Consider the following 23,244-nt stretch of genomic DNA (forward strand, 5'->3'; position numbering starts at 1 on the left):
AACCCTACTACACCTAATCGCCAAATGCTGCTTGTAAAGTAAAACTGTAGATATTTGCGCCAGCCCACAATTTTAACCCCGTATTTTACAGTACATTTCTAGGCTGCCCTCATACCAAAGGTGAGCAAGAAATATATGATTTTTATTTGTCATTAAAAATGCAACTTATCACGGAATATCTCTACTGACAAGTCAACTTATATAAGATAACAGCGTTTAGAATTATTTATAGATAATAAAAAGCTTTTAATAATGCGCTTATCATTTACAATTTCAAATACAAAATCCGATTTTTTAACCTGCAATTTTGCATTTTTACCACACTTAAATCCACGCTCGGCAAGTTAAGACGACTGTTACAGGAATCTGGTTTGATTTTCAAAAAAGCGCTCTACTCCTTCATCTTGATTTTTTATCTTCCTGGTGTTGACCATTAATTTCACAAATAGAATAAAAGTCCCATACCTCAAATATTCGTTGTAAACTGTCCATTGAGGTGCAAAAATTACCTAAAATTTAGTTCAAGCGTGACAATAGAAAAAGTTTTTTTATAAGAAATATTCATGTGTATAAAAAATGCAAAAATCCCTAAATTTGCACTGATAAATATTCAATATAATTCCTGTTCCCTAAGTACTAAGGAGAGTGCGATGTCTGCGGTATTTCTGCGCTTGAACTGGTTAACTGGAGTCAAGATTGCGATTAGTGGCGCATTAATTTTTTGGTCAAATATTACACTTGCTCAAGTCACACCAGATACTAGCTTAGGTTCGGAAAGTTCTGTTGTCATACCCAATCTAACGATCGAGAACTTACCAAGCGATCTCATCGACAGGGGTGCAATTCGCGGAATCAATCTCTTCCACAGCTTTCAAGAATTCAATGTCGAAGCAGGAAGAGGAGTTTATTTTACCAACCCCCAAGGAATTGAAAACATTCTCAGCCGAGTCACAGGGACTAATCCTTCCAATATTTTGGGGACGCTAGGTGTATTAGGTAATGCCAACTTATATTTGATGAATCCCAATGGGATTGTATTTAGTGAAAATGCCAGTTTGGATGTTCAGGGATCGTTTGTCGCCACAACAGCCAATGCCATTAGGTTGGGTAATACAGGATTATTTAGTGCCTCTGAGCCTGCATCTAGTGATTTACTGAGTATTCATCCCACTGCACTTTTCTATAATGTGCTGGCTAAAGAAGCAGCAATTGTCAATCGCTCTCAAGAGGGGATTAATGTTCCTAATGGGCAAAGTTTATTTTTGATTGGCGGCAATGTCAAGCTAGAAGGCGGAGTTATCAATGCTCCTGGTGGTCGAGTCGAGTTAGGAGGACTAACTGCACCAGGAATCATAGAGATGAAAATTGATAGTTTAGGGAAGCTCGAAAATGTCAGTTTTCCGATGGAAGTGCAGCGAGCTGATGTGGAACTTAGCAATCAAGCAAAAGTGCTAGTCACAGCAGCTGGAGGTGGGAGTATTAGTGTCAATACTCAGAATCTCAACATTCTTGGTAGAAGTAGTCTCAATGCAGGGATCGCGAACAATGCAGGAACAGTAGATACAGTTGCAGGCGATATTAATGTAGATGCGACTGGGGTAATTACCCTCAAAGAGTCGAGTGTGATTCAAAATATTGTCAATGAGGGAGCGACTGGTAATGCAGGCAAAATTAATCTAGTCGGTGACTCACTTAACTTACTGACTGGCTCCCAATTATTTAGCAGTAGTTTGGCAAAAGGCAACGGTGGTGATGTTAATGTTCGTGTTGGCAACACAGTTACCTTCGATTCAGCGGGGAATAATACCAGCACCAGCGGGATAATCAGTTCAATAGGGGAGAAAGGGGAAGGTAATGCAGGCAACATCAATATCTCTACAGGCTCGTTTGTAGTCAGTAATGGTGCGCAATTAAATACAATCACCTTTGCCAAAGGCAATGCCGGTACAGTGAATATTAACGCTACTGGTAAAGTTTCTTTTGATGGAGCGAATGTTGGCGCTAGTGGCATCATCAGTGCCGTAGGTATAACAGGAAATGGCAAGGGAGGAGATATCAATATCACAGCTGGGTCACTAGCCGTCACCAATGGCGCACAGCTGAATGCCCTCACAAGAAATGAGGGAAATGCAGGCAACGTCAATATTATTGCCCAAGATACGGTTCTCATTGACGGGGAAAATGCAAATTCTGTGAACGACCCTTACGCAGGTGTGAGTTCGATATTCACCTCAGTCGGAATTGATGATGCGGGAAAGCAAGCCAGAGGCAACGGGGGTAACATCAACATTACAACGGGGTCATTGTTGATGACTAATGGCGGGCAACTCAATGCCATCACTAAAGGCATAGGAAATGCAGGCAACGTCAATATTAATGCTCGCGATACGATTACTCTCGATGGTGAAAGAAGGCTCAGCTCGACTAAAGCAGCCAGTTCAATATTCACCTCCGTTGATGGTAATGAATATAGTGGCTATTCAAATCTGGGAACAGCGATTGGCAACGGGGGCGACATCACGATTACCACTGGAACACTTTCAATTACCAGGGGTGCTGCTTTGAGTGCGTTGACCAAAGGTCAGGGAAATGCAGGTAATGTGACTGTCACTGCTGATAATAAAATTACCCTCGATGGAGAGAATAGCAACAAAGGTGCCAGTGGGATATTTAGCTCGGTTGATGCTAATTTGTATACCGATCAGCCACGCGCGGTTGGGGACGGAGGCGATGTAAAAATCACAACCGGGTCGCTGGCGATCGCCAGGGGTGCGGGAGTGTTTGCTGTTACCACTGCACAAGGAAATGCAGGTAATGTAACTATCAATGCAAAAGATACAATTGCCATTGATGGGGAAAATAGCAACCAAGGCTCCAGTGGGATATTTAGCTCTGTCGATGCTAATTTGTATACCAAAAAGCCGCCAGCATTAGGCAATGGTGGCAAAATCAAAATTGATGCTGGGAAACTTTCACTGACCAATGGAGGTGGTGTGTTTGCCGCTACTGCTGGGCAAGGAGATGCTGGTGATGTCACGATCAATGCTCGCAATACTGTCACCATTGATGGAGAAAATAGCAAAAAAAGTGGCAGTGGGGTATACAGCTCAGTGGATGCTAATTTGTATAGCGATCGCCAAGCAGCAATAGGCAATGGGGGTAACATCAGTATTACGACTGATTCTCTATCTGTTACCAATGGCGGTGGATTATTTGCTGCCACTGCTGGACAGGGGGATGCCGGTAATGTGAATGTCAATGCCCGTCAAGTCTTATTCGATGGCTTGTCAACTAATGGCGGTTCGAGTGGCATATTTAGCGATGTAAAACCAAATGCTGTGGGCAATGGTAAAAATATTAATGTTAGCGCCAGAGAATTGACTGTGCGCAACGGTGCCAGGCTTTCTGCCAGTACAGAGGGAAATGGAGCCGCAGGTAACATTGAGATTGATGCACAAATTGTCGATATCTCAAGTAGCGTTCCTACCAGTGGTTTATTTGTGAGTACTGTTGGTCAAGGAAAAGGTGGCGATCTCGCAATCAATAGTAACTTGTTGACGCTGACCAACAGTGAAGTCAGTGCCCGTTCTCAAAGTACGGAAAATGCTGGCCAGATAAATATTAAAGTTGCCGATCTCATAAGTATGATTGGCAGTAATATCACTACTGCCGCCGATCGATCTGCTGGTGGTGCTATTACCATCACAGCAGGAGATATGCGCTTGTTTGGTGACAGCGACATCACAACCAATGTTTTTAGTGGTGCCAGCGGTGGTGGAAACATCACTCTGAATGCTAACTCGATCGTTGCCTTGAGTGACAGCGATATCCTGGCGTTTGCGCAAGATGGTAAAGGCGGTGACATCACTCTCAATACTCCTGCATTCTTTGGTCAAAATTATCAACCTACTCCTACTGGTACCAATCCTCTGACTTTGGATGGCAACAATCGTGTGGATATAAATGCTAGTGGCAGTATACCTGGCGTGATTACTTTACCTGATACTAGTTTTATTCAAAATAGCCTGAGTGAGTTACCAGAAGGCTTAATAGACACTAGCAGCCTGATTGCCAATAGTTGCATAGCCCGCAGTTCTCGCCAACAAGAGGGAACTTTCATCATCACCGGTTCTGGAGGCTTACCTTCCCGCCCCGGAGAAGCTTTGATATCCCAATATACTTTTGGCACAGTGCGTAATGTATCCTCATCCGCCAAGTCTCCTCGTCGTCCTTGGCAGAAAGGCGATCCGATTGTGGAACCGCAAGGTGTGTATCGTCTACCTTCGGCGCAGCTTGTTTTAAGTCGGGAGTGTTCTTAACAATCTTTGGTATCCACTATAGGAGTTGATTTGTGCTTCATCAATATTGCAGATATATTCAGCGTCGCTTCTGGGGCATTCTCTTTCTTTGCAGTCTGAGTTTTTGCTTATGGTTGAATCATCTATTTTTTATAGGAGAAGCGGTGCGCGCCCAAACTTCTGATGCTAGTCAACTAGTGCAGCAGGGTGTGCAAAATTATCAATTGGGAAATTTGCAAGAAGCAATTAAAAAATGGAAAGAAGCTTTAAAGTTTTACCAAGATACTCACAACTCTGCCAACGAGGCGGTGGTGTTAGAGAATTTGGCAAGGGCCTATCAACAAATGGGACAGATGAATCAGTCTCTGACTTACTGGGATCGAGTTATCGCTTACTATCGGCAAGTTAGGGATGTGCAGCAGGTGGGACGGATGCTGATAGAGCAATCGCAAGTATACAACAGCTTAGGGCAACCTAAAAAGGCGATCGCTCTGTTGTGTGGCAAGTATCAAGAAGAACTGGATGAGCAATCAAACAAAATCGAGCCAGAATCAACTTGTCTGTCAGACAGTGCATTGCAAATTGCCATCACTCAAAAAGACCAAATGGCAGAAGCAGCAGCTTTAGGAAATATTGGAGAAGCTTACCGTCTTGTAGGTTCTTATAATCGAGCGATTCAATATCTTCATAAGGCTGAAATAATTGCTCCCAAAAATACCGATTTTTTAGTGTTGAATAGTTTAGGAAATGCCTATGTAAATCGGGCACAACGTTGGGGGTTACGTGCCGAATCTGCGAAACAAAGCGATGTGCCCAAGGCTGATGAATTTAAAAACAAATCTCAAAGTGATTACGAACAAGCTATTACCAAGTTTCAAAACAGTTTTCAAAAAGCTGACGCACAAGATAATCAATTTGCTCAAATCCGAGCGTTGATGAATTTAATTCAGTTATACTATCGTACTCCCGATCGGCAAATTAAATTTGAGCAATTATTAGAAAAAGCTTTAGCATTGTTAGATAAATTACCCGATTCTCATACTAAAGTTTATTTAACGATAGATTTAGCTAATCTTCCCGTTATTACAGAACTGGTGACTTCGCCGTTAACGCAGTGTCCTAAGCAGCGACAGCTATCAGATGAGCAAGCGATCGCACTCCTCAACAAAGCTGTCAAAATCGCCAATAATCTCCAAGTATCTCGCTCGCAATCCTTTGCTTATGGGGCACTAGCTCATGTTTATGAATGTCGTCGTGAGTATGAAAAAGCTTTAGAATTAACTCAGCAAGCACTTTGGCAAGCTGACCAAAATTTAGAAGCGAAAGATAGCCTTTATTTATGGCAATGGCAAGCCGGAAGAATTTTGCGATCGCAGAATAATCAAATCAAAGCTGTTACAGCTTATCAAGAAGCCTATGCTACTTTAGAAGAAATCCGCAGCAATATTCTAGAAGCCGATAAAGATTTACAATTTGATTTTCGAGATATTGTCGAGCCTCTCTATCGGGAATTGGCTCAGTTAAGATTAGAATTAGCTGCCATATCACCTGAAAATCGGAAAAAACAGCTAACTACTGCTATAGAAACTATAGAATCTTTGAAGTTAGCAGAATTACAAAACTACTTTGGTAATGATTGTGTCATAGCAGCTATTAATAATTCCAGAAATATTGAGGAACTCTTAAAAGCAGATACTGCTGTTTTTAGTTCTATTGTATTTGATAATCGCACCGCCATTCTGCTGAGTTTAGCAAATGGCAAGCAGCAGCTTGAATGGATCGATGAAAAACGTGATGTTCTCCGAGAAAAAATCAAAGACTTTAGACAGTCACTCATCAGTGGCGCTGAGGAAATTAGCGATGATAAAATTAAGCAACAGGCACAATATTTTTATGACAAAATTTTCCGTAAATTTGAGTTAGATCTCGATAAAATAAAAACTCTCGTTTTCATTCAAGATAGTTTTTTGCGTAGCATTCCAATGGCTGCGCTTTATGATGGCAAGCAATATCTGATTGAGAAATATGCGATCGCAACTACCCCTAGCTTGCGTTTGACAGCCCCTAAAAACCTCAATCGTCAACAGAGTCGAGCTTTAATCTTAGGCATAACTAAAGAAGCTAAAATTGATGGCAAAGATTATCCAGCTTTGTCAAAAGTAAAGTTAGAAATTGATAAAGTTGAGAAACTATTTTCAGGTAGTAAATCATTTATCAATGAAGAGTTCAACCGAAATAACTTAGAGAAAGAACTGAATAAAACCGTTTATCCAATTATTCACATCGCTACTCACGCTCAATTTGGTACCATTGCAGAGGATACTTTTCTAGTTGCCGGAGTTAACGATAAACTCACAATTAAGCAGCTAGAAACTACCCTCCGCCAAGTCAATAGCGGTTCTAACTCAATAGAATTGTTGACGCTAACTGCTTGCCAAACTGCTGTAGGAGATGACCGTGCAACTCTTGGTTTAGCTGGTATTGCCTTGCAAGTTGGCGTTAAAAGTGCGTTGGCTTCTCTGTGGTCTGTGAATGATGATTCTACATTCAATTTAATATCTGCGTTTTACGATAACTTCCGCAACTCAGGAGTAAGCAAGGCGGAAGCTTTGCGTCAGGCTCAAATTAGGCTAATTAACGCTAAGAAAATACCAGAAATTAACGATCAATATGATAACCCTGCTTATTGGGCACCGTTTATCCTCAGCGGTAACTGGCTGTGAACTAGCCAGGTTAGGATTGCAAGATTGAAGAGTAAGAGTATGAGAAAGCAAAATCTTCCTCATCTCCATCTCATATCGATAACTGTAATTCACTTTGTCTCGTTTGCGATCGCCTGCAAATTCTCAATTCTTTGCTGAATTTCTCCTGATTTTTCAGACTGAGCGAGGGATTGCACCAGAGTTGTACCCATTTCGCCTAGTTTCCCTTGTGGAGCCTGTTTCAGTGCTTCCTCTAGCGCTTCGTACCATAAACCTTTTTCGGCGTAACTCTGAGCTTTTTGAGAATTATTGGCTGTTTTTGATTGATTGCTGTTGCTATCTAATGGCATGTCAACAACCATAAATTCTGCTCTTTGTATTAAAGTCCCACCCGGACAAGAGATATTTACTTGCCAAAGATACCGCTTTCCTACAGCTAATCCTGGTTGGTTTTCTGGGAGGGAATACTTGTTAATTCCCTTTACAGCTTGCAATGTAATTGGCTCTCCGAGTGCTTTGGGGCTACCTTGAGCATCAAATTCAAAAAGCCGAAATTCTGTATCATGAGGGCTGTACGAGAACCAAGCAAATGTAGGATGCTTAGAAGCTGTATGACCAACATATGTTTGAGGCGCAAGAATTGTTAGGGGTATTTGTTCTTCTGGACATCCTCTAGAACCTCCTGATGTACTGTAATCACTGGGAGGTTTCTGATTTGGTGGCGGTACATAACCGGCGATAGCAGGAACAGCAAACATTAATAAGCTTAAAAGCAAACCTAAATTGAGTTTGCGAGTTATACCTTTGATGAGCAACCACAAGATTTGAGCTATCATATCTCCCCTACGTGTATTGTTCATTATTTAAAGTTACAGTGAATAAGCTACAAGCTGAACAATAAAGATTTAGGTAAAAATTCCCAGGAAATTGTCAGGAAACTTTAACAAACCAATTGACCGACAAAGAAGCAGCAAGCAGACGTGAAATATCTGGAGTAATGAGAAACAAGGGCTATAAATTTATTGTTTATTGTCAAATTTTCATTGTAAACTGACCATTTAGATGCAAAAATCACTTAATTAAACCAATTTTTTTCACAAAAGGTACTTATTAGTGTCAAAATGCATAAATTACCTAAATTTGCACTGATAAATATTCAATAGAGTTCCTGTCCCTAAGTACTAAGGAGAGTGCGATGTCTGCGGTATTTCTGCGCTTGGACTGGTTAACTGGAGTCAAGATTGCGATTAGTGGTGCATTAATTTTTTGGTCAAATATTACACTCGCTCAAGTTACACCAGATACTAGCTTAGGGTCGGAAAGTTCTATTGTCATACCCAATGTACTGATTAAGGGCTTACCAAGCGATCGCATCAATGGTGGCGCAATCCGCGGCGCGAACCTCTTCCATAGCTTCCAACAATTCAATGTCGCATCAGGAAGAGGGGTATATTTCACCAACCCCCAAGGAATTGAAAACATTCTCAGCCGAGTCACAGGGAGTAATACTACCGAGATTTTTGGAAAGCTAGGTGTATTAGGTAATGCCAATTTATATTTGATGAATCCTAATGGGATTGTGTTTGGTGAAAATGCTAGTTTAGATGTTCAAGGATCGTTTGTCGCCACAACAGCCAATGCTATTAAGTTGGGTGAACTAGGAGTATTTAGTGCCTCTGAACCTGCATCTAGTAACTTACTGAGTATTAATCCCACTGCACTTTTCTATAATGTGCTGGCTAAAGAAGCCGAAATTATTAATCGCTCTCAAGGGGGGATCAATGTTCCTAATGGACAAAGTTTATTTTTGGTCGGCGGCAATGTCAAGCTAGAAGGCGGCGTTATCAAGGCTCCTGGTGGTCGAGTCGAGTTAGGAGGATTAGCTGCACCAGGAGCGATCGCTCTGAGTCAAAATGGTAAAAATTTAGGTTTAAGTTTTCCCGATGGTGTGGAGAGAGCAGATGTATTGCTGACTCAATCTAGCATCGGTGACAAGAGTTCTGAGGTAAACGTGCGTGCTGGTGGTAATGGAAGCATAGCCATTCATGCCAGAGATTTAAAAATTTTAGAAAGAAGCGCCCTTCTGGGTGGGATCGGGGTGAGCCAAGGATCGACAGATGCTGTTGCTGGGGATATTACACTCAACGCTAGTGGAAAAATAGAGGTAACACAAAAAAGTGCGATCGCCAACAATGTAAGTGTTGGTGCAGTAGGTAGCGCAGGTAATATCAAAATTACGACAGGAACGCTATCAGTAAAAGATGGCAGTCAAATACTCGCGAGAAGCGAAGGAAAAGGAAATGCGGGTAGTGTCACGATTCAAGCCAGTGATACAGTTACCTTAGTGGGATTCGATGGTAATGCAAACCCCACAGTTGCCAGTGATGTTATTGGTGGCTCCAGCGGGAATGGTAATAATGTTGAGATAACAGCCCGCAAAGTAAATCTCCAAACCGATGCTATTATTGCCGCCAGCATCTTGGATGGTAAAGGTAAAAACGGCGAGAGAGCACAAGCAGGAGATGTCAAGATTACAGCTAGCGAGGAGGTATCCTTAGATAGTGGAAGCCGTGTATACAGTGAGGTAGGTTCAACCTCATTTGGTAATGGTGGCACTATTTTTATTACAGCGCCTAAAGTTTCGCTAGAAAATGGGGCGGATCTCATTACCCAAGTACGAGCAGGCGGAGATGGTAACGCAGGTAATATCAATATCAACACAGGAACATTGTCGATCGTAGATAAGGCTCAAATAATTGCTAGTACCTATGGAAAAGGAAATGCGGGTAATATCACAATCGATGCTCGTGAAGCTGTAAATTTTAATCGTGGTTATGCCTTTAGTACAGTGAGAGAAGGCGCTGAGGGCAATGGAGGAAACATCAAAATTACGACAGGAACGCTATCAGTAAAAGATGGCAGTCAAATACTCGCGAGAAGCGAAGGAAAAGGAAATGCGGGTAGTGTCACGATTCAAGCCAGTGATACAGTTACCTTAGTGGGATTCGATGGTAATGCAAACCCCACAGTTGCCAGTGATGTTATTGGTGGCTCCAGCGGGAATGGTAATAATGTTGAGATAACAGCCCGCAAAGTAAATCTCCAAACCGATGCTATTATTGCCGCCAGCATCTTGGATGGTAAAGGTAAAAACGGCGAGAGAGCACAAGCAGGAGATGTCAAGATTACAGCTAGCGAGGAGGTATCCTTAGATAGTGGAAGCCGTGCATACAGTGAGGTAGGCTCAACCTCATTTGGTAATGGCGGCACTATTTTTATTACAGCGCCTAAAGTTTCGCTAGAAAATGGGGCGGATCTCATTACCCAAGTACGAGCAGGCGGAGATGGTAACGCAGGTAATATCAATATCAACACAGGGACATTGTCGATCGTAGATAAGGCTCAAATAATTGCTAGTACCTATGGAAAAGGAAATGCGGGTAATATCACAATCGATGCTCGTGAAGCTGTGAGTTTTGATGAGAGTTATGCCTTTAGTACTGTGGAAGCGGGTGGTGTAGGTGATGCAGGTAACATTAAAATTACAGCAGGGTCGCTTTCTTTAATCAATGGTGGTCAACTGGATGCTTTTGTGCGTGATGCTGATGATAAAAAACCTGCCGGAATTGGTAATGCCGGAGATGTGAGTGTCAATGTTCGCGATGCCTTCACAGTCTCAGGAGTCAGTGGCAAACTCAGTGGTATTTTCAACAGATTGCAAACTGGAGCTATAGGCAGTGCTGGCGATATCACTATCAACGCAGGGTCACTTTCAATTACAGGTAATGCTCAACTAGCTGCCACAGTAGGAGCAGGTGCAGTAGGTAGCGCAGGTAATATCAAAATTACAACAGGAGCGCTATCGGTGAAAGATGGCGGTCGAATACTGGCGAGAAGCGAGGGGCAAGGAGATGCAGGCAGTGTCACGATTCAAGCCAGCGATACAGTCACCTTGGCAGCATTAGACGGAAATACACGTCCGACAGTTGCCAGTGATGTTACTAGTGGTTCCAGCGGGAATGGTAATAATGTTGAAATTACAGCCCGCAAAGTAATTCTCCAAAACGATGCTATTGTTGCCGCTAGCATCTTGGATGGTAAGGGCAAGAACGGAGAGAGAGCACAAGCAGGAAATGTCAAGGTTACTGCTAGTGAGGAGGTGTCTCTAAATGATAGTTTTATCTACAGTGAGATAGGCTCAAACTCATTTGGTAATGGCGGCACTGTTAGCGTGACAGCGCCTAAAGTTTCCTTGGAAAATCGAGCGTATCTCATTGCCAGTACCTATGGAGAAGGGAATGCAGGTGGTATCACAGTTGAAGCTCGTGAAGCTGTGAGTTTTGATGAGAGTTATGCTTTTAGCACTGTGGAAGCGGGTGGTGTAGGTGATGCAGGTAACATCAAAATTACAGCCGGGTCGCTTTCTTTAATTAATGGCGGTCAACTGGATGCTTTTGTGCGTGATGCTGATGATAAAAAACCTGCCGGAATTGGTAATGCCGGAGATGTGAGTGTCAATGTTCGCGATGCCTTCACAGTCTCAGGAGTCAGTGGCAAACTCAGTGGTATTTTCAACAGATTGCAAACTGGAGCTATAGGCAGTGCTGGCGATATCACTATCAACGCAGGGTCACTTTCAATTACAGGTAATGCTCAACTAGCTGCCACAGTAGGAGCAGGTGCAGTAGGTAGCGCAGGTAATATCAATATCAATGCAGGATCGCTGTCAATCACAGGTAATGCTCAACTATCTGCCAGTACCGCTGGAAAGGGAGATGCGGGTAATATCAAGATTGAAGCAGAACAAATTTCGTTATCTTCTAATGCCTCCATTCAAGGTGATGTTACTGAAACGGGAAATGGTAAAGGCGCAAATATTGAGTTGATTGCCAAGGGGCCAATTTCTCTGACTGGAGGAGTAAATTCCGCTAGGACAGGTGAATCAACCAGAATTACACTGGGTTTGCTTCCAAATGCGCAAGGTGTGGGTGGTACGCTGAATATCAAAGCTGGCTCTTTAGTGTTGAAAGACGGTGCTACTATCAAAAACAGTACTGAAGGACAAGGCAACGCCGGAAGTATCTATGTCAATGCTGGCACTGTAGATATATCAGGTAGCGTTCCCAGAAGTGGTTTATCCAGTGGCTTTTACACTAGTACGACTACTAGCGGTAAAGCTGGTGACATCATGATTGAAACTGATAAGTTTCGGATATCAGATGGGGCAGTTTTAAGCGCCCTGACTAATGGAGATGGGGATGCAGGCAAGATTACAGTGATTGCTAACAAAACCTTTGAAGCGCTCAACGGTGGCCAACTGGTGGTTACAACTTTGGGTAATAAACCAGCAGGAAACATTTTTATTAAGGCGGATGAAGTGAGTTTTTCTGGTAGCGATCGCACTTACTACGATCGCTACAATCGATTGGCAAAATATACCAATCCTGCTAATCGATTGTTTGACAATAACAGTCCGGCTAGTGGAGTCTTTGCTAGTACGTTAAGTTCGGGAAATGGCGGTAATGTGTCGTTAGAAACGACAAATCTTAACTTAAGCGATCGCGCTTTGTTATCTTCCCAAAGTCAGGGCGCAGGTACAGCTGGCAATATTATCATTAGTTCGCGTCAAACCTTAAATGCGAACAACAGTAACATTAGTACAGCAGCTGTGCAATCTTCTGGTGGGGCGATCGCTATCAAAGCAGCAGATATTCGTCTTTACGGTGACAGCAATATCACTACTAATGTAGGTTCTGGCGCAGGAGGTGGCGGTAATATAACTCTGAGTGCCAATTCTATCATCGCCTTTGATGACAGTGACATCTTTGCATTTGCCAGAGATGGTAAAGGTGGTAATATCACCTTCAATACTCTTGCATTCTTTGGACAAAATTATCAACCTGCTCCATTTGGTATCGATCCCCTAACCCTAGATGGAAACAATGTTGTGGATATCAATGCTAGTGGTGCAGTGGCTGGTAATATCTCGATTCCCGACACTAGTTTTATTCAAAATAGCCTGAGTGATTTACCAGAAAACCCCATCGATACCAGCAGCTTGATTGCCAATAGTTGCATAGCCCGCAGTTCTCGCCAGCCAGAAGGAACTTTTATCATCACTGGTTCTGGTGGCTTACCTTCTCGTCCGGGAGAAGCTTTGATATCTCAGTATACTTTGGGTACTGTGCGTAATGTAGCTAATAGTTCTCCATCAGCCAACTCTACTCATCGTCCTTGGCAGAAAGGCGATCCGATTGTAGAACCTCAAGGTGCCTATCGTCTACCTTCGGCGCGGCTGGTGTTGAGTCGCGAGTGTTCTCAGTAGAAACTCGCAAAAAGAGTTTGAGGCTGTTTCTCAAGCTACTTTGCTTACCCTTGAGAGGCCAAGTTAATTCACACAAAGTTCCGCGAGGAGGAAGCGGTGTTCTTTGAAAATAACCTCCTAATTTTCTGGCTAAGTTTGTAGCCTGCTTCGTTCCTTTATTTTCTAAATTTGAATTGATACCGCAGCCATTATCTTTAATGCAAAGAGTGTATTGACCTTGGTTTTCTTTCCCTGTAGCTTGAACGCGCTTGGCTCCTATTGCGTGTTTTCCCACATTGCATAAAGCTTCTTCTAAAAATTGGCAGATTTCTCGTTTCTGGTCGTTACTTAAATATTTCTCTTCTATCGGTTCAAATGAACGGGTTTTTACCTTGAGATTTTGAAAATGTGGCAGATCTCGTTTTAGCGTACTGGTGTAAACTTCATAGAAAAGTTCGTGAATTGGCAGTTTTAAATCTAGTTTTAAGCCACTTCCTAAAAATAAACTTTCTTCTCGCTCTAAAGCTTCTGATTTTAAGTGTTCGCCAATGGCACGAATTTCATCGTTAAGATTCTTCAGAAGGAAGTGTAATTTTTCTTGAGAAAAGTCTTCTTCTTGCACGTATCTTAAAGCATTAGCTAATGTTTGTAAGGGCCCGTTATGAATAATAGTAAAGGTGCGATCGATAGTGAGTTGGCGTTCATTAATTTGAGACTGTAAAGCGCGATCGCGTTGATAAAATGCAAAAGCACTTAGTCCTACACCGTTGATAGATAAAATTAATAAACCTGGTACTACCGGAATCCACCAACCCCAAATTAGCAGTAGGTAGGTACTTCCAACTAACAAAATACCAGTCACAACAACAGCAAATAAATTCTTGAGTACAGATTGAGTTAGCCGCCCGATAATAATTGGTATAACGCCCCAAAATCCTATCCACAAATACTCCCACTCATCCGACCAAACTTTTAACAAAGGCCGACCATCAAGAACCGCACTCAGAATTTGAGAAGCAGCATGAGCGTGAAATTCTACGCCATAAACTACGCCATAAGGTTGTAAATTAGCAACTGCACCAGTATGAATGTAGTCGCGAACGCTAGGAGCCATAATCCCGATTAAAACAATGCGATCGCGCAACCATTTATCTGGAAAATTTCCCTTTTTAATATCATTCAAAGATAAAACTCGAAATGGTTGCTTGCCACTCCGCCAATTTAGTAGTGTCTGCACTCCACCTGCATCTATTCCTACATATCCCCCAGTGTTTGATACAAAGCGAGGAATTTCAATTGCACCAAATCGCATAGTTTCGGAATCGCGAATTCCATTTTCTAAATTAATACCTTGACGAGATAAATAACTGTCTACCAGACGTATGCATAGAGAAAGTTTGTAGCCTGATGATGATGGCGTCGCCAGCAGAATCCGTCTGTAATTCCCATCTCGATCTGGTAAAGCATCTGAGAACCCAATTTGTTCGGCAGGTATATCTTTTGAGTGGGAAATTGGTGGCGGTAAAACTTTTTCAATAGTAATTAGATTTTTGTACTTTTTAAAATTAGCAATTAGCTCTTGATGACCTGGTTCAACTGGGATATTTCTGATATTATCTAAACCAATAACTCTTGGCTGATACTGATGAACTTTGTTGATGAGTCCGGCTATTTCTCTATCTGGTATAGGATACGTGCCTACATTATTAATGTCATCTTCATTAATACCAATAATAGTAATTTTATTATCTATAGATTCAGCCGGACGTAAATGCAGAAAACTATCAAATGCTATCCCTTCCCAAGGCTGAAGTAAACCAAAGAAACGAGCGATCGCCACAATTCCCAAGGCTCCAAAACCTGGTAATGCTCCTGTACGCCAAATAGCAATTTCTCTTTGAATTTTCCTCCAAATCTGTTTTCGATCGGCCTGAGGCATGAACTATTAACTCCTAACATAAAATTAATCAATTAACCCTTCCTCACGGGCGCGAATTGTTGTTTGAATTCGCATATTCTTACCTTCTTCTGGATAGACGCCTAGAACATCTTGAATTTTAGTCCAGTAAGAACGTACAGTTCGTTCGTGTAGATGCATTCGTTCAGCGATCGCTTTATCTTGCAATCCTTCGTCAAAGGCTAGCTTCAAAACCTCTAACCACTCCGGCTTAAATTCCAATGCTGTTTTGATATCTTTTGTATGGGTTGCGCCTTGCAGTGCTAAGTTTACCCTAGTGAGGATTTCTTTTTCTGATAGTCCTTTATCTGCGATCGCAAAGCCTCCTTGATGGTTGTCAATTTCATGTTTAATCCGCACCAACGCTTTTACATAGCTGCTTTGCACTACAACATTGAGTTCAGGGTATTTGTTCATCAAGGTCTTGAGTAATTGAATACCCGTATCAATTTGAGCCATCACTTCTGGCTTGTCTGGAATCGACAAATCCATCACAATCAAGTCTGGCTGAAAGCGTTTGACTATCTCAAGAGTTGCTTGCGCTGTTTTCGCTTTGTAGATCTCTGCGTCTGGATACTCCTGTCGTAATAACTCCAGACTTCCACTCAAAATTAATTGGTGGTCATCTACTACAAGAATATTTTGCTTCCCTGGTTCTGGTAAATATTGGCTCATCATCAATTCTTTAAAGCTTACTTTTACCATAGTCCTTTCTGGCATTGTTTTGATTACAAGTATCCTCAGGTGACAGAGATTGAAGCTCCTTCTTTTCACAAAACAGTAGGAGTTGCAAGTGCGATCGCGCTTTATAAAGTAATTATTGATACATATTTAGACTTCCTGGCTAATCTTTTGCTGTATCAGCCTATTGTATTAGAGGCAAATTTAGAAGTGCATACAGAAAAGTGTATTTTTTGCACCTGAGTTTGGTATTTAACACACCACAAAAGGTTAGTGCTTTATTTAGTGTTTATTTTTATCTTATTGATTAACCGCACTCATTCAAATTATTTAGGAGATGCAATGAAAAATCATTTTTGTCTCACATAAATACTAGCCTTAATCAAATTATAACTGTAAATAAGCTATCGAAGTGCTTCAGTTCATTTAGGCAGTACATCAGAAGAATACAGCACAGTTAAGTTGCAAGCTTAACTTCCATTTTATATAGGAACTTAGTTAAAGAGTAAGTTCTAATAAATTATGCAACTTAACACTTATTAAGTTAAAAATTCATCTTGACTCATCTCTTCCCACAAGCACAATATGAAAAACTTCAAGATTGTCACATTAGGAGCATCTGGTGCAGGTAAGACTGTATTCCTTGCCAGTATGTTTAAGCAACTATCACTTCAAAAAAATAATACTTTCAAGCTGGAGGTCGAGAATCCCCAGCAACGACAATTACTTAACTCGACCTATATGCACTTACTGACTGGAGATAGCTGGCCTCCAGGAACAAAAAATATTACCGAATGGACTTTTAATTGTTGTGTCCAAACAGAAGAACTTGATAACTACACTGCTTGCCAGTTCACATACTACGACTACGCTGGAGGCCGTCTGACCGATGTTGATGAAGATTCAGATTTTGAGAAAGTAGTTAAGCAAGCTGATGTAATCTTAGGATTACTTGATGGTCATAAAATTCACGCTTGGCTCACTGGTGGTAGCAATTCGCTGATAAATACATTCTTAACTATGGATTTACCAAGCATTCTCAAACGAATGCAGAATTGTACGGTTCCAGTTCATTTTGTCATTAGTAAATGGGATATTCTAGATAAAAATTATTCCCTGAATCAAGTGTATACTCAGCTTTGCACCATTCCTGAGTTTGCACAACTACTTGCAACTCGGAGTAATGTAGCTTCCCCTGTACGGCTGATTCCAGTTAGTTCTGTCGGCTTGGATTTTGCAACTCTGCAATCTGATGGAAGTATGAAGAAAAATCCTGGCAGAATACCATCTCCTTTTTTAGTTGAAGTTCCTATTGCTTGTGTTTTACCAGACAGATTGAAACAATTGATTAACGAAACTCAAATTAAACAAAAGCAACTCGAAGCACAGAATCAGAAAGCAGACACAGGTAACAACATTTTAATTGATGTCTTGATCGGATCTTTAGATCTCCTAGGATTTGGCCTAAATTCATTTGATTTATTACTAGAATTTGCTGATGGTGAAGAGATCAAAGCATTTAAATTTGTCACAAAGGCTGCATCCTTGACGAATGGCCTTTTAAAGAAAGGAATAATCGGAGTCACCGACAAGATAGGAAAACAGGCTCGTAATAAAAGAGAGCAGACTCTCAATGCTGTTAAAGACGAGCAATCTGCTTTAAGACACGCAATAAGTGTTTTTCGTGATTTTGAGAGCGAGTTAACAGAGCTTTTTCCACAGTCTCGATTAGTTTAACCTGACTGTAAGCTAATGCCTCAATCTGATTATTTTTAAATAGAAAGGCATTAGCTTACACAGTTGAGGAAAGAGGAAAGATGAAAAAGTATGAGTTATGGGAATTGCAGTCTTCTTATTTCTCTGGAGTTGTCATGAATAACTATAGCGTTATTGTTTTAGGTTCATCGGGTTCTGGTAAAACTGTTTTTTTGGCCAGCCTTTTCAAGGCATTGTCAACATTAGGAAAGTTTGGCTTTTTTTTAGATGTTGAAGATTCCGATAGAAGAAAAAGTCTGAATAAAGTATATGAAACATTGATTAGAGGTGAAAGCTGGCCTCCGGGAACAAGAAATACTGCTCAATGGATATTTAATTGCTGTGTCAAAACTTCAGAATTATCAAATGTTCGAGCTTGCAGCCTTATTTATGTTGATTATGCAGGAGGTCTAATTACAGATGCATCAACAACAGGAGTAGACAATTACAGGGAATTTGAGTCATTAGTTGAAAACTCTGATGCTGTTTTAGCGATTATAGACGGTCAAAAATTGCTTTTTCTTATGCAAGATAAAGACCTGAACAGTCATGTTGTTTTAAGATGGCTACATGAGGATCTACCTAACATTACACAAATGGTGGATAAATGTACGAAAAATACACCTGTTCATTTCATAATTAGTAAATGGGACATACTTGAAGAAAATGGTTACTCTTTAGCTGAAGTAAGAAACCGCCTGATCGACACAGTTCCTGAATTTAAAAATGTAGTTGGTAACAGAAAAAAAGCAGGCTGTCCAGTTCGTTTAATCCCTGTAAGTTCTGTAGGCAGAGGTTTCGCAATTCTAACGCCTGATGGACATATGAAGAAAGTTCCTGGCAAAATCCCACAACCTATGAATGTAGAGGTTCCTCTTGCCTTTGCGCTAACAGACAAGCAACGCATTCAAATTGATGACTCAAAGCCAAAATCGAATAGTCACCAAAAGTCTTCTATTCGCAAAATATTATTCTACATTTTGATGGGGATTATTACTATCTTGTTGCTTCCGTGGAGCCTGATTATTGCTGCTGTTTATTTTCTAATTCGTATCTTTACTAAAGACAAACAAAATAGTGCGCAAACAGCAAGCGATGAAGGAATTTTATCTAACACAAATGCATTTGCTCAAGTTTTACATACTTGTCAATCTGTTCAGCAACAGTTCCTTGCTAACTTCCCTGAATCTAATCTGTAGGTAATAAATTTTATGATGACTCAAGCTTGGCCTTTTCTCATTAGCCGAAACCAGTCAGTTGACTACAATACGGTAGTAGCACCTGATTTCATAACTCAAGCCAAAATTCGTAGCCTACTTCTCAAAGTATCAGATGATGAGTTAGCTGAAGATGGAGAAGTCAGTATTCGCTGGGTTCACGGTTCTCCAGTAGGAGATTTTACTGTTGTTTTTCGAGTATCTCAGGCTAAAAAAAGAGATATTGGAAAAAGTGAAAATGACATATTGAGAGATCCATTTGGTAGGGAAATTTACCTAATAGAAGGACTTGTTTTTCTGGAAACACCAGATGAACTTCACGGAAAAATTAAGCAGATTCACCTCGACCTAGCTCATAGGGAACTGAAAGAGAAATATAAGGAGTTTTGGAATGAGAATAAGATTAGCGACTCTAATAATATTGACGTGAGAGAGGATGTGTCCAGTCCTGTTATTAAACTTAAAAAGTTAGAGCCATTCTCGATTACCTCAAGGCGTCAATTACCAGTTGCAGTTCAACATAGAACACGTACTTCAAACTCTGCTATTAAGAATAGGGTGAGTTTATCTACTATCCTAGTTACTACACTTACAGTGTTATTTTTACTGGGAATTTTTTGGAAAATTTTTGGAGGAGATCAAATAATATCCGGGCAACGATTGGAGGAAATTAAAAACTGCTCTTATATTACCCAAAACGTGCAAATTACCTTTGACAATAATCAACGGGATGGGAGCAGACCTCTACAAGATTTGAAAAAAAAACATCCTGAAGCATGGATATTTTTAGAAGGCTCCCTGAACGTGAAGCTTCCTGATGAAATTAAAAAATTAGTAATCGAAAATAAAAAAAGACAAAAGTCTGGCAATGACAAACAGACCATAACTCTAGTTGACGAGAAGTTAGAAATGAGCTATCACCCACTCAATGCAGCAATTGCTCTCTTGCAAAATCAATCTGTCACTAGTGACAATCTTAAAGCAAGAATTATTGAACTAGGTCAGCCAGAATCAATTTCCCAGTGCCCTTCTAAAAAAGCACTAGTTCATCGGGGCTGATCTTTTCAGAAGGGCATAAGTACAAAAAGTGGGGTTGGTTCTAGGGTGAATATGTGATTCTAGGTGAGGTACTTTGTATCTAGTTTACCGACTATCTAGGTCGGGTACATAAGTCCTTTTCAATAAGGAAAATAGTAAACAAGGAGTGAGAGGTGATAGATGCTCGCCTCTCACTCCTTTTTACATAATTATACAAATATCTTGATTCCATACCTATAGAGAGTTCTCCTAGCAGTTTGGCGGTTGCTGCACCAATGCCGCGACTTGCACCTGTAATGAGAACAGCGCGATCGCGCAACAATTGAGTAGGATTTGAGGTTTATTGAGGTTGGGTTGCAACCATATTTTTTCCTTTGATTTGGGTTAGAGCTGTAATCATGTTAGGGCTAAAGCTCTTGGTTATTGAAAGCTGTTATTTAGCGAGCAATTGCAAAGGCGATGAGCCTCCAGAGGTTGTCATAGTTGATCTGCATGAATCAAAAACTTCTGATGACTATTGAAAACCAGTCAGTCGATCGAGAGAAATCCGCAATCAAGAATGAAAATTCTTACCCCTTCCTTCTCTTCTGCCCCCTGCCACGCCAGTTGCTACAACGGGGGGAACCCCAACGGACAGTTTGCTCAAGTCGGGGAACCCGCCCACGCAACTGTCCTCCGCAACGCACTGGCTCCTCTGCCTTCTGCCTTATTTACAAACTAAACACCTACAGTGACGCGATCGCTGATTTCCATTTCTAGAACTTCTTCAATGCGTTGAATTGTTACGGAAGACAGTTGCTTACCCGATGCTTTAACGTTTTCTTGTACCTGTGTTGGTTTGCTTGCACCGATGATGACACTACTTAGTTCGGGATTCCGTAAGCACCAAGCCAGCGCCAGTTGGCTGAGGCTCAAACCTTCTTGTTCGGCAATAGGTGACAGTCGCTGCACCTTGAGTAACTGTCGTTGATCCAGTTCACCCTTGTTCAAGAAGATATTTTGTTTGGGGTCGCTTGCCCGCGAACCTTCTGGTAAGGCTTGACCGGGTTTGTATTTACCAGTTAGTAAGCCTTGTGCTAGAGGTGAGTAGTTAATAATCCCAATCCCTTCCCGTCGGCACAAAGGCAACACTTCTTTTTCAATCGTGCGATCGAGCATATTGTAACGAGGCTGGTCGGATGCGATCTGTGCGAGATTTGCCAAGCGGGTCAAGTCGGTTGCATGGGCGAGTTGTCCCGCACTCCATTCAGAAACACCGTAATAAAGGATTTTCCCCTGTTTCACCAGATGGTCAAATGCCATGAGAGTTTCAGCCAGTGGTACATTCGGGTCATAACGATGTGCTTGGTAGAGGTCAATGTATTCCAACCCCAATCGCTTCAGGCTGGCATCACATTGCTCTAGAATATGTTTGCGTGATAGGCCGCGATCGTTCGGCCCTTGACCCATTGGGAAATAAACTTTGGTTGCCAGAACATAGGATTCGCGCGGGTACTGTCGCAGTACCTTACCGACAATTTTTTCGGCTTCTCCGCCAGCATACACATTTGCTGTGTCAAAGAAATTAACTCCTAAATCGTAAGCTTGCTCAATACATTGACGGGCGGTGTCTTCTGCTGTTGCGCCGCCATAGGTGAGCCAGGAGCCTAAGCAAATTTCCGAGACACGAATGCCATGTTTACCTAAATGCCGATATTCCATAAGTCATTTCCTTTTTGCCAACCTTTAAGCCCACTTTAGAAAACGTTGAGGGCTAGGTTCTCTTTCATCAGGAAGAGACACGAATCCATCAATAGGTGAACTTATAATAAAAACTCTTGTAGCCAAACTAACCCACAGGCTAGTGCCTGAAAAAAGCTTGTATTTATGGTGAGAAATAATCAATACTAAGTAGCAGACTTAACAAAGGCAAAGATAAAATCTTAGGATAGGTTAATTTTACTATTAGGGTAGGCATTGCCTACATAAAAAATATTATTATCCCAATATTTTAGATGAGAGCTTCTAGTAGCATAAGCACTAATTATAATTACGGTTTACCCTACTGTAAGCATGAGTTCATCTAGTTATATTAAGTAAGTATCGAGTAATAAATTTTTGGCTTAATGCCAATACAAGCACTTAAAAATAAAGTGTTTAACTCCAATTAAAAGTAGAGCCTGGCTAACAGAGTGAAGGCTTAAAATCACAATAATTATTGGGAAATCAATGGTTGCGGTTTAATATTAAGGGCACTAAGTTTTAGATGTTAAATATCTAATACAAAAGCTTTATAGCGTTCTCAAATTAATAGCTTGAGGTCTAGATAAAAGCTCACTCTCTTCGATTGTGAGGAGGGCTTTGCCATCCTGGCAAGGAGAAACTTTCAAAGTGAAAAAAAAGATTTTTGCAGTAGTACTAGCTCTCTTAACTTTTATTATGGTTATATTTGCAGCTTCTACACAGAGTTCTCAAAATGTTCAAGGCGAGCAAATCAACGAACTCTATGTTTTTGGGGATAGCCTTTCCGACACAGGCAATATATTCAAGGCGACAAATGGAGTTTATCCTCCTAGTCCTCCTTACTTTCAAGGACGTTATTCTAACGGGCCAGTTTGGGTGGAACATCTCAGCACTAAATTAGGATTGAATAATACCAAAAATATTAATTTTGCCTGTGGTGGTGCGACTACTATTAGCGGTAGTATTAATGGTGTTCCTGGGGCATTAGCACAAGTTTATAGTTATACGAAATCCCAGCCAAAACTCAACCCCAAGGCGCTTTATATCCTTTGGGCTGGAGCCAATGATTATCTTTACGGAGCTACTAATACTAGTTCTGCGATCGCCAATTTATCTAATGGCGTTCAATCATTGTTACAAGCGGGAGCTAAAACAGTTTTGGTTGCTAATTTACCAGATTTAGGAAAGATTCCTGCTACTTACAATACTTTCAACTCCACTAACCTGAGTGCAGTGACAAATCTGCATAATTTAGAATTAACAAAATCTCTTGATTCGCTTCAGCAAAAATTTGGTGCTGGCAATAAAATTATTCAACTCGATGTAAATTCCTTATATCGAGAAGCAATTTCTAACCCAGCAAAATTTGATTTCACAAATGTAACTAGTTCTTGTCTATCGAATGTAACTACCTGCAAAGCCGAGATTTTAACGGCTTGTCATTACCCACATTTATGTAACATTCAATGTATCGCAATGCCCGAAATCCCGCCCTGCAATAAATTGCGGGCTAATAGCTGAAGTACGTTAAAACGCACTAATTTTAGGGATATAACATCGCTTAGTCTAC

13 protein-coding genes are annotated in these 23,244 nt (G+C 41.1%); 9 read left to right on the plus strand and 4 right to left on the minus strand.

What is annotated here, in order from left to right:
* Positions 1-650: 650 nt before the first annotated feature.
* Both AACU33_RS15400 and AACU33_RS15405 read left to right on the plus strand, forming a co-directional pair.
* Positions 651-4,319, plus strand: a complete 3,669-nt coding sequence (locus tag AACU33_RS15400) for a two-partner secretion domain-containing protein (protein WP_339376036.1) — start codon at positions 651-653, stop codon at positions 4,317-4,319.
* A gap of 143 nt (positions 4,320-4,462) precedes the next feature.
* Positions 4,463-7,021: a CHAT domain-containing protein gene (locus tag AACU33_RS15405; protein WP_339376037.1), complete on the plus strand. Its 2,559-nt coding sequence runs from the start codon at positions 4,463-4,465 to the stop codon at positions 7,019-7,021.
* Between the two features lie 89 nt (positions 7,022-7,110).
* On the opposite strand, the gene AACU33_RS15410 is transcribed toward AACU33_RS15405, so the two are convergent.
* Positions 7,111-7,836 carry a DUF928 domain-containing protein gene (locus AACU33_RS15410; protein WP_096589526.1) on the minus strand — a complete coding sequence of 242 codons (726 nt, stop codon included), beginning with the start codon at positions 7,834-7,836 and terminating at the stop codon, positions 7,111-7,113.
* A gap of 359 nt (positions 7,837-8,195) precedes the next feature.
* Here AACU33_RS15410 and AACU33_RS15415 point away from each other — a divergent pair, with 359 nt between their 5' ends.
* A complete protein-coding gene (locus AACU33_RS15415; protein ID WP_096589527.1) occupies positions 8,196-13,325 on the plus strand; it encodes a two-partner secretion domain-containing protein in 5,130 nt (1,709 codons plus the stop codon).
* Here the strand turns inward: AACU33_RS15415 and AACU33_RS15420 are convergent.
* Together AACU33_RS15420 and AACU33_RS15425 are read right to left on the minus strand one after the other, a co-directional pair.
* Positions 13,222-15,243 carry a sensor histidine kinase gene (locus AACU33_RS15420; RefSeq protein ID WP_096589528.1) on the minus strand — a complete coding sequence of 674 codons (2,022 nt, stop codon included), beginning with the start codon at positions 15,241-15,243 and terminating at the stop codon, positions 13,222-13,224. The two genes, AACU33_RS15415 and AACU33_RS15420, sit on opposite strands and share 104 nt — an antisense overlap.
* Positions 15,244-15,267: 24 nt before the next feature.
* Positions 15,268-15,966, minus strand: coding sequence for a response regulator transcription factor (locus AACU33_RS15425; RefSeq protein WP_339376038.1), 699 nt, complete (start codon positions 15,964-15,966; stop codon positions 15,268-15,270).
* Between the two features lie 39 nt (positions 15,967-16,005).
* On the opposite strand from AACU33_RS15425, the gene AACU33_RS15430 reads away from it, so the two are divergent.
* From AACU33_RS15430 to AACU33_RS15450, 5 genes are all read left to right on the plus strand, one after another.
* Positions 16,006-16,185 carry a hypothetical protein gene (locus AACU33_RS15430; protein ID WP_096589529.1) on the plus strand — a complete coding sequence of 60 codons (180 nt, stop codon included), beginning with the start codon at positions 16,006-16,008 and terminating at the stop codon, positions 16,183-16,185.
* A 408-nt stretch (positions 16,186-16,593) separates the two neighbouring features.
* The gene (locus tag AACU33_RS15435) at positions 16,594-17,679 is read left to right on the plus strand and encodes a hypothetical protein (RefSeq protein WP_445291759.1); all 1,086 of its coding nucleotides are present in this window, start codon (positions 16,594-16,596) and stop codon (positions 17,677-17,679) included.
* An 80-nt stretch (positions 17,680-17,759) separates the two neighbouring features.
* A complete protein-coding gene (locus tag AACU33_RS15440; RefSeq protein ID WP_096589531.1) occupies positions 17,760-18,896 on the plus strand; it encodes a TRAFAC clade GTPase domain-containing protein in 1,137 nt (378 codons plus the stop codon).
* 12 nt (positions 18,897-18,908) lie between these two features.
* A complete protein-coding gene (locus tag AACU33_RS15445; protein WP_339376039.1) occupies positions 18,909-19,973 on the plus strand; it encodes a hypothetical protein in 1,065 nt (354 codons plus the stop codon).
* A gap of 538 nt (positions 19,974-20,511) precedes the next feature.
* Positions 20,512-20,673 (plus strand): hypothetical protein, encoded by a 162-nt coding sequence (locus AACU33_RS15450; protein ID WP_339376040.1) that lies wholly within the window; start codon positions 20,512-20,514, stop codon positions 20,671-20,673.
* On the opposite strand, the gene AACU33_RS15455 is transcribed toward AACU33_RS15450, so the two are convergent.
* Positions 20,670-21,653: an aldo/keto reductase family protein gene (locus AACU33_RS15455; RefSeq protein WP_096589533.1), complete on the minus strand. Its 984-nt coding sequence runs from the start codon at positions 21,651-21,653 to the stop codon at positions 20,670-20,672. The genes AACU33_RS15450 and AACU33_RS15455 overlap by 4 nt on opposite strands.
* A gap of 669 nt (positions 21,654-22,322) precedes the next feature.
* Here AACU33_RS15455 and AACU33_RS15460 point away from each other — a divergent pair.
* The gene (locus AACU33_RS15460; RefSeq protein ID WP_096595266.1) at positions 22,323-23,195 is read left to right on the plus strand and encodes an SGNH/GDSL hydrolase family protein; all 873 of its coding nucleotides are present in this window, start codon (positions 22,323-22,325) and stop codon (positions 23,193-23,195) included.
* Positions 23,196-23,244 lie beyond the last annotated feature (49 nt).

Origin of the sequence: Calothrix sp. NIES-2098, from assembly GCF_963875125.1 — a bacterium.
GTDB lineage: Bacteria > Cyanobacteriota > Cyanobacteriia > Cyanobacteriales > Nostocaceae > Aulosira.

Excerpts from the sequence above, each read along its gene's own strand:
- AACU33_RS15415 (WP_096589527.1), top strand. The coding sequence starts at position 8,196 with ATGTCTGCGGTATTTCTGCGCTTGGACTGGTTAACTGGAGTCAAGATT.
- AACU33_RS15410 (WP_096589526.1), bottom strand. The coding sequence starts at position 7,836 with ATGATAGCTCAAATCTTGTGGTTGCTCATCAAAGGTATAACTCGCAAA.
- AACU33_RS15435 (WP_445291759.1), top strand. The coding sequence starts at position 16,594 with ATGTTTAAGCAACTATCACTTCAAAAAAATAATACTTTCAAGCTGGAG.
- AACU33_RS15450 (WP_339376040.1), top strand. The coding sequence starts at position 20,512 with ATGAAAATTCTTACCCCTTCCTTCTCTTCTGCCCCCTGCCACGCCAGT.
- AACU33_RS15455 (WP_096589533.1), bottom strand. The coding sequence starts at position 21,653 with ATGGAATATCGGCATTTAGGTAAACATGGCATTCGTGTCTCGGAAATT.
- AACU33_RS15400 (WP_339376036.1), top strand. The coding sequence starts at position 651 with ATGTCTGCGGTATTTCTGCGCTTGAACTGGTTAACTGGAGTCAAGATT.
- AACU33_RS15425 (WP_339376038.1), bottom strand. The coding sequence starts at position 15,966 with ATGGTAAAAGTAAGCTTTAAAGAATTGATGATGAGCCAATATTTACCA.
- AACU33_RS15420 (WP_096589528.1), bottom strand. The coding sequence starts at position 15,243 with ATGCCTCAGGCCGATCGAAAACAGATTTGGAGGAAAATTCAAAGAGAA.
- AACU33_RS15440 (WP_096589531.1), top strand. The coding sequence starts at position 17,760 with ATGAAAAAGTATGAGTTATGGGAATTGCAGTCTTCTTATTTCTCTGGA.
- AACU33_RS15445 (WP_339376039.1), top strand. The coding sequence starts at position 18,909 with ATGATGACTCAAGCTTGGCCTTTTCTCATTAGCCGAAACCAGTCAGTT.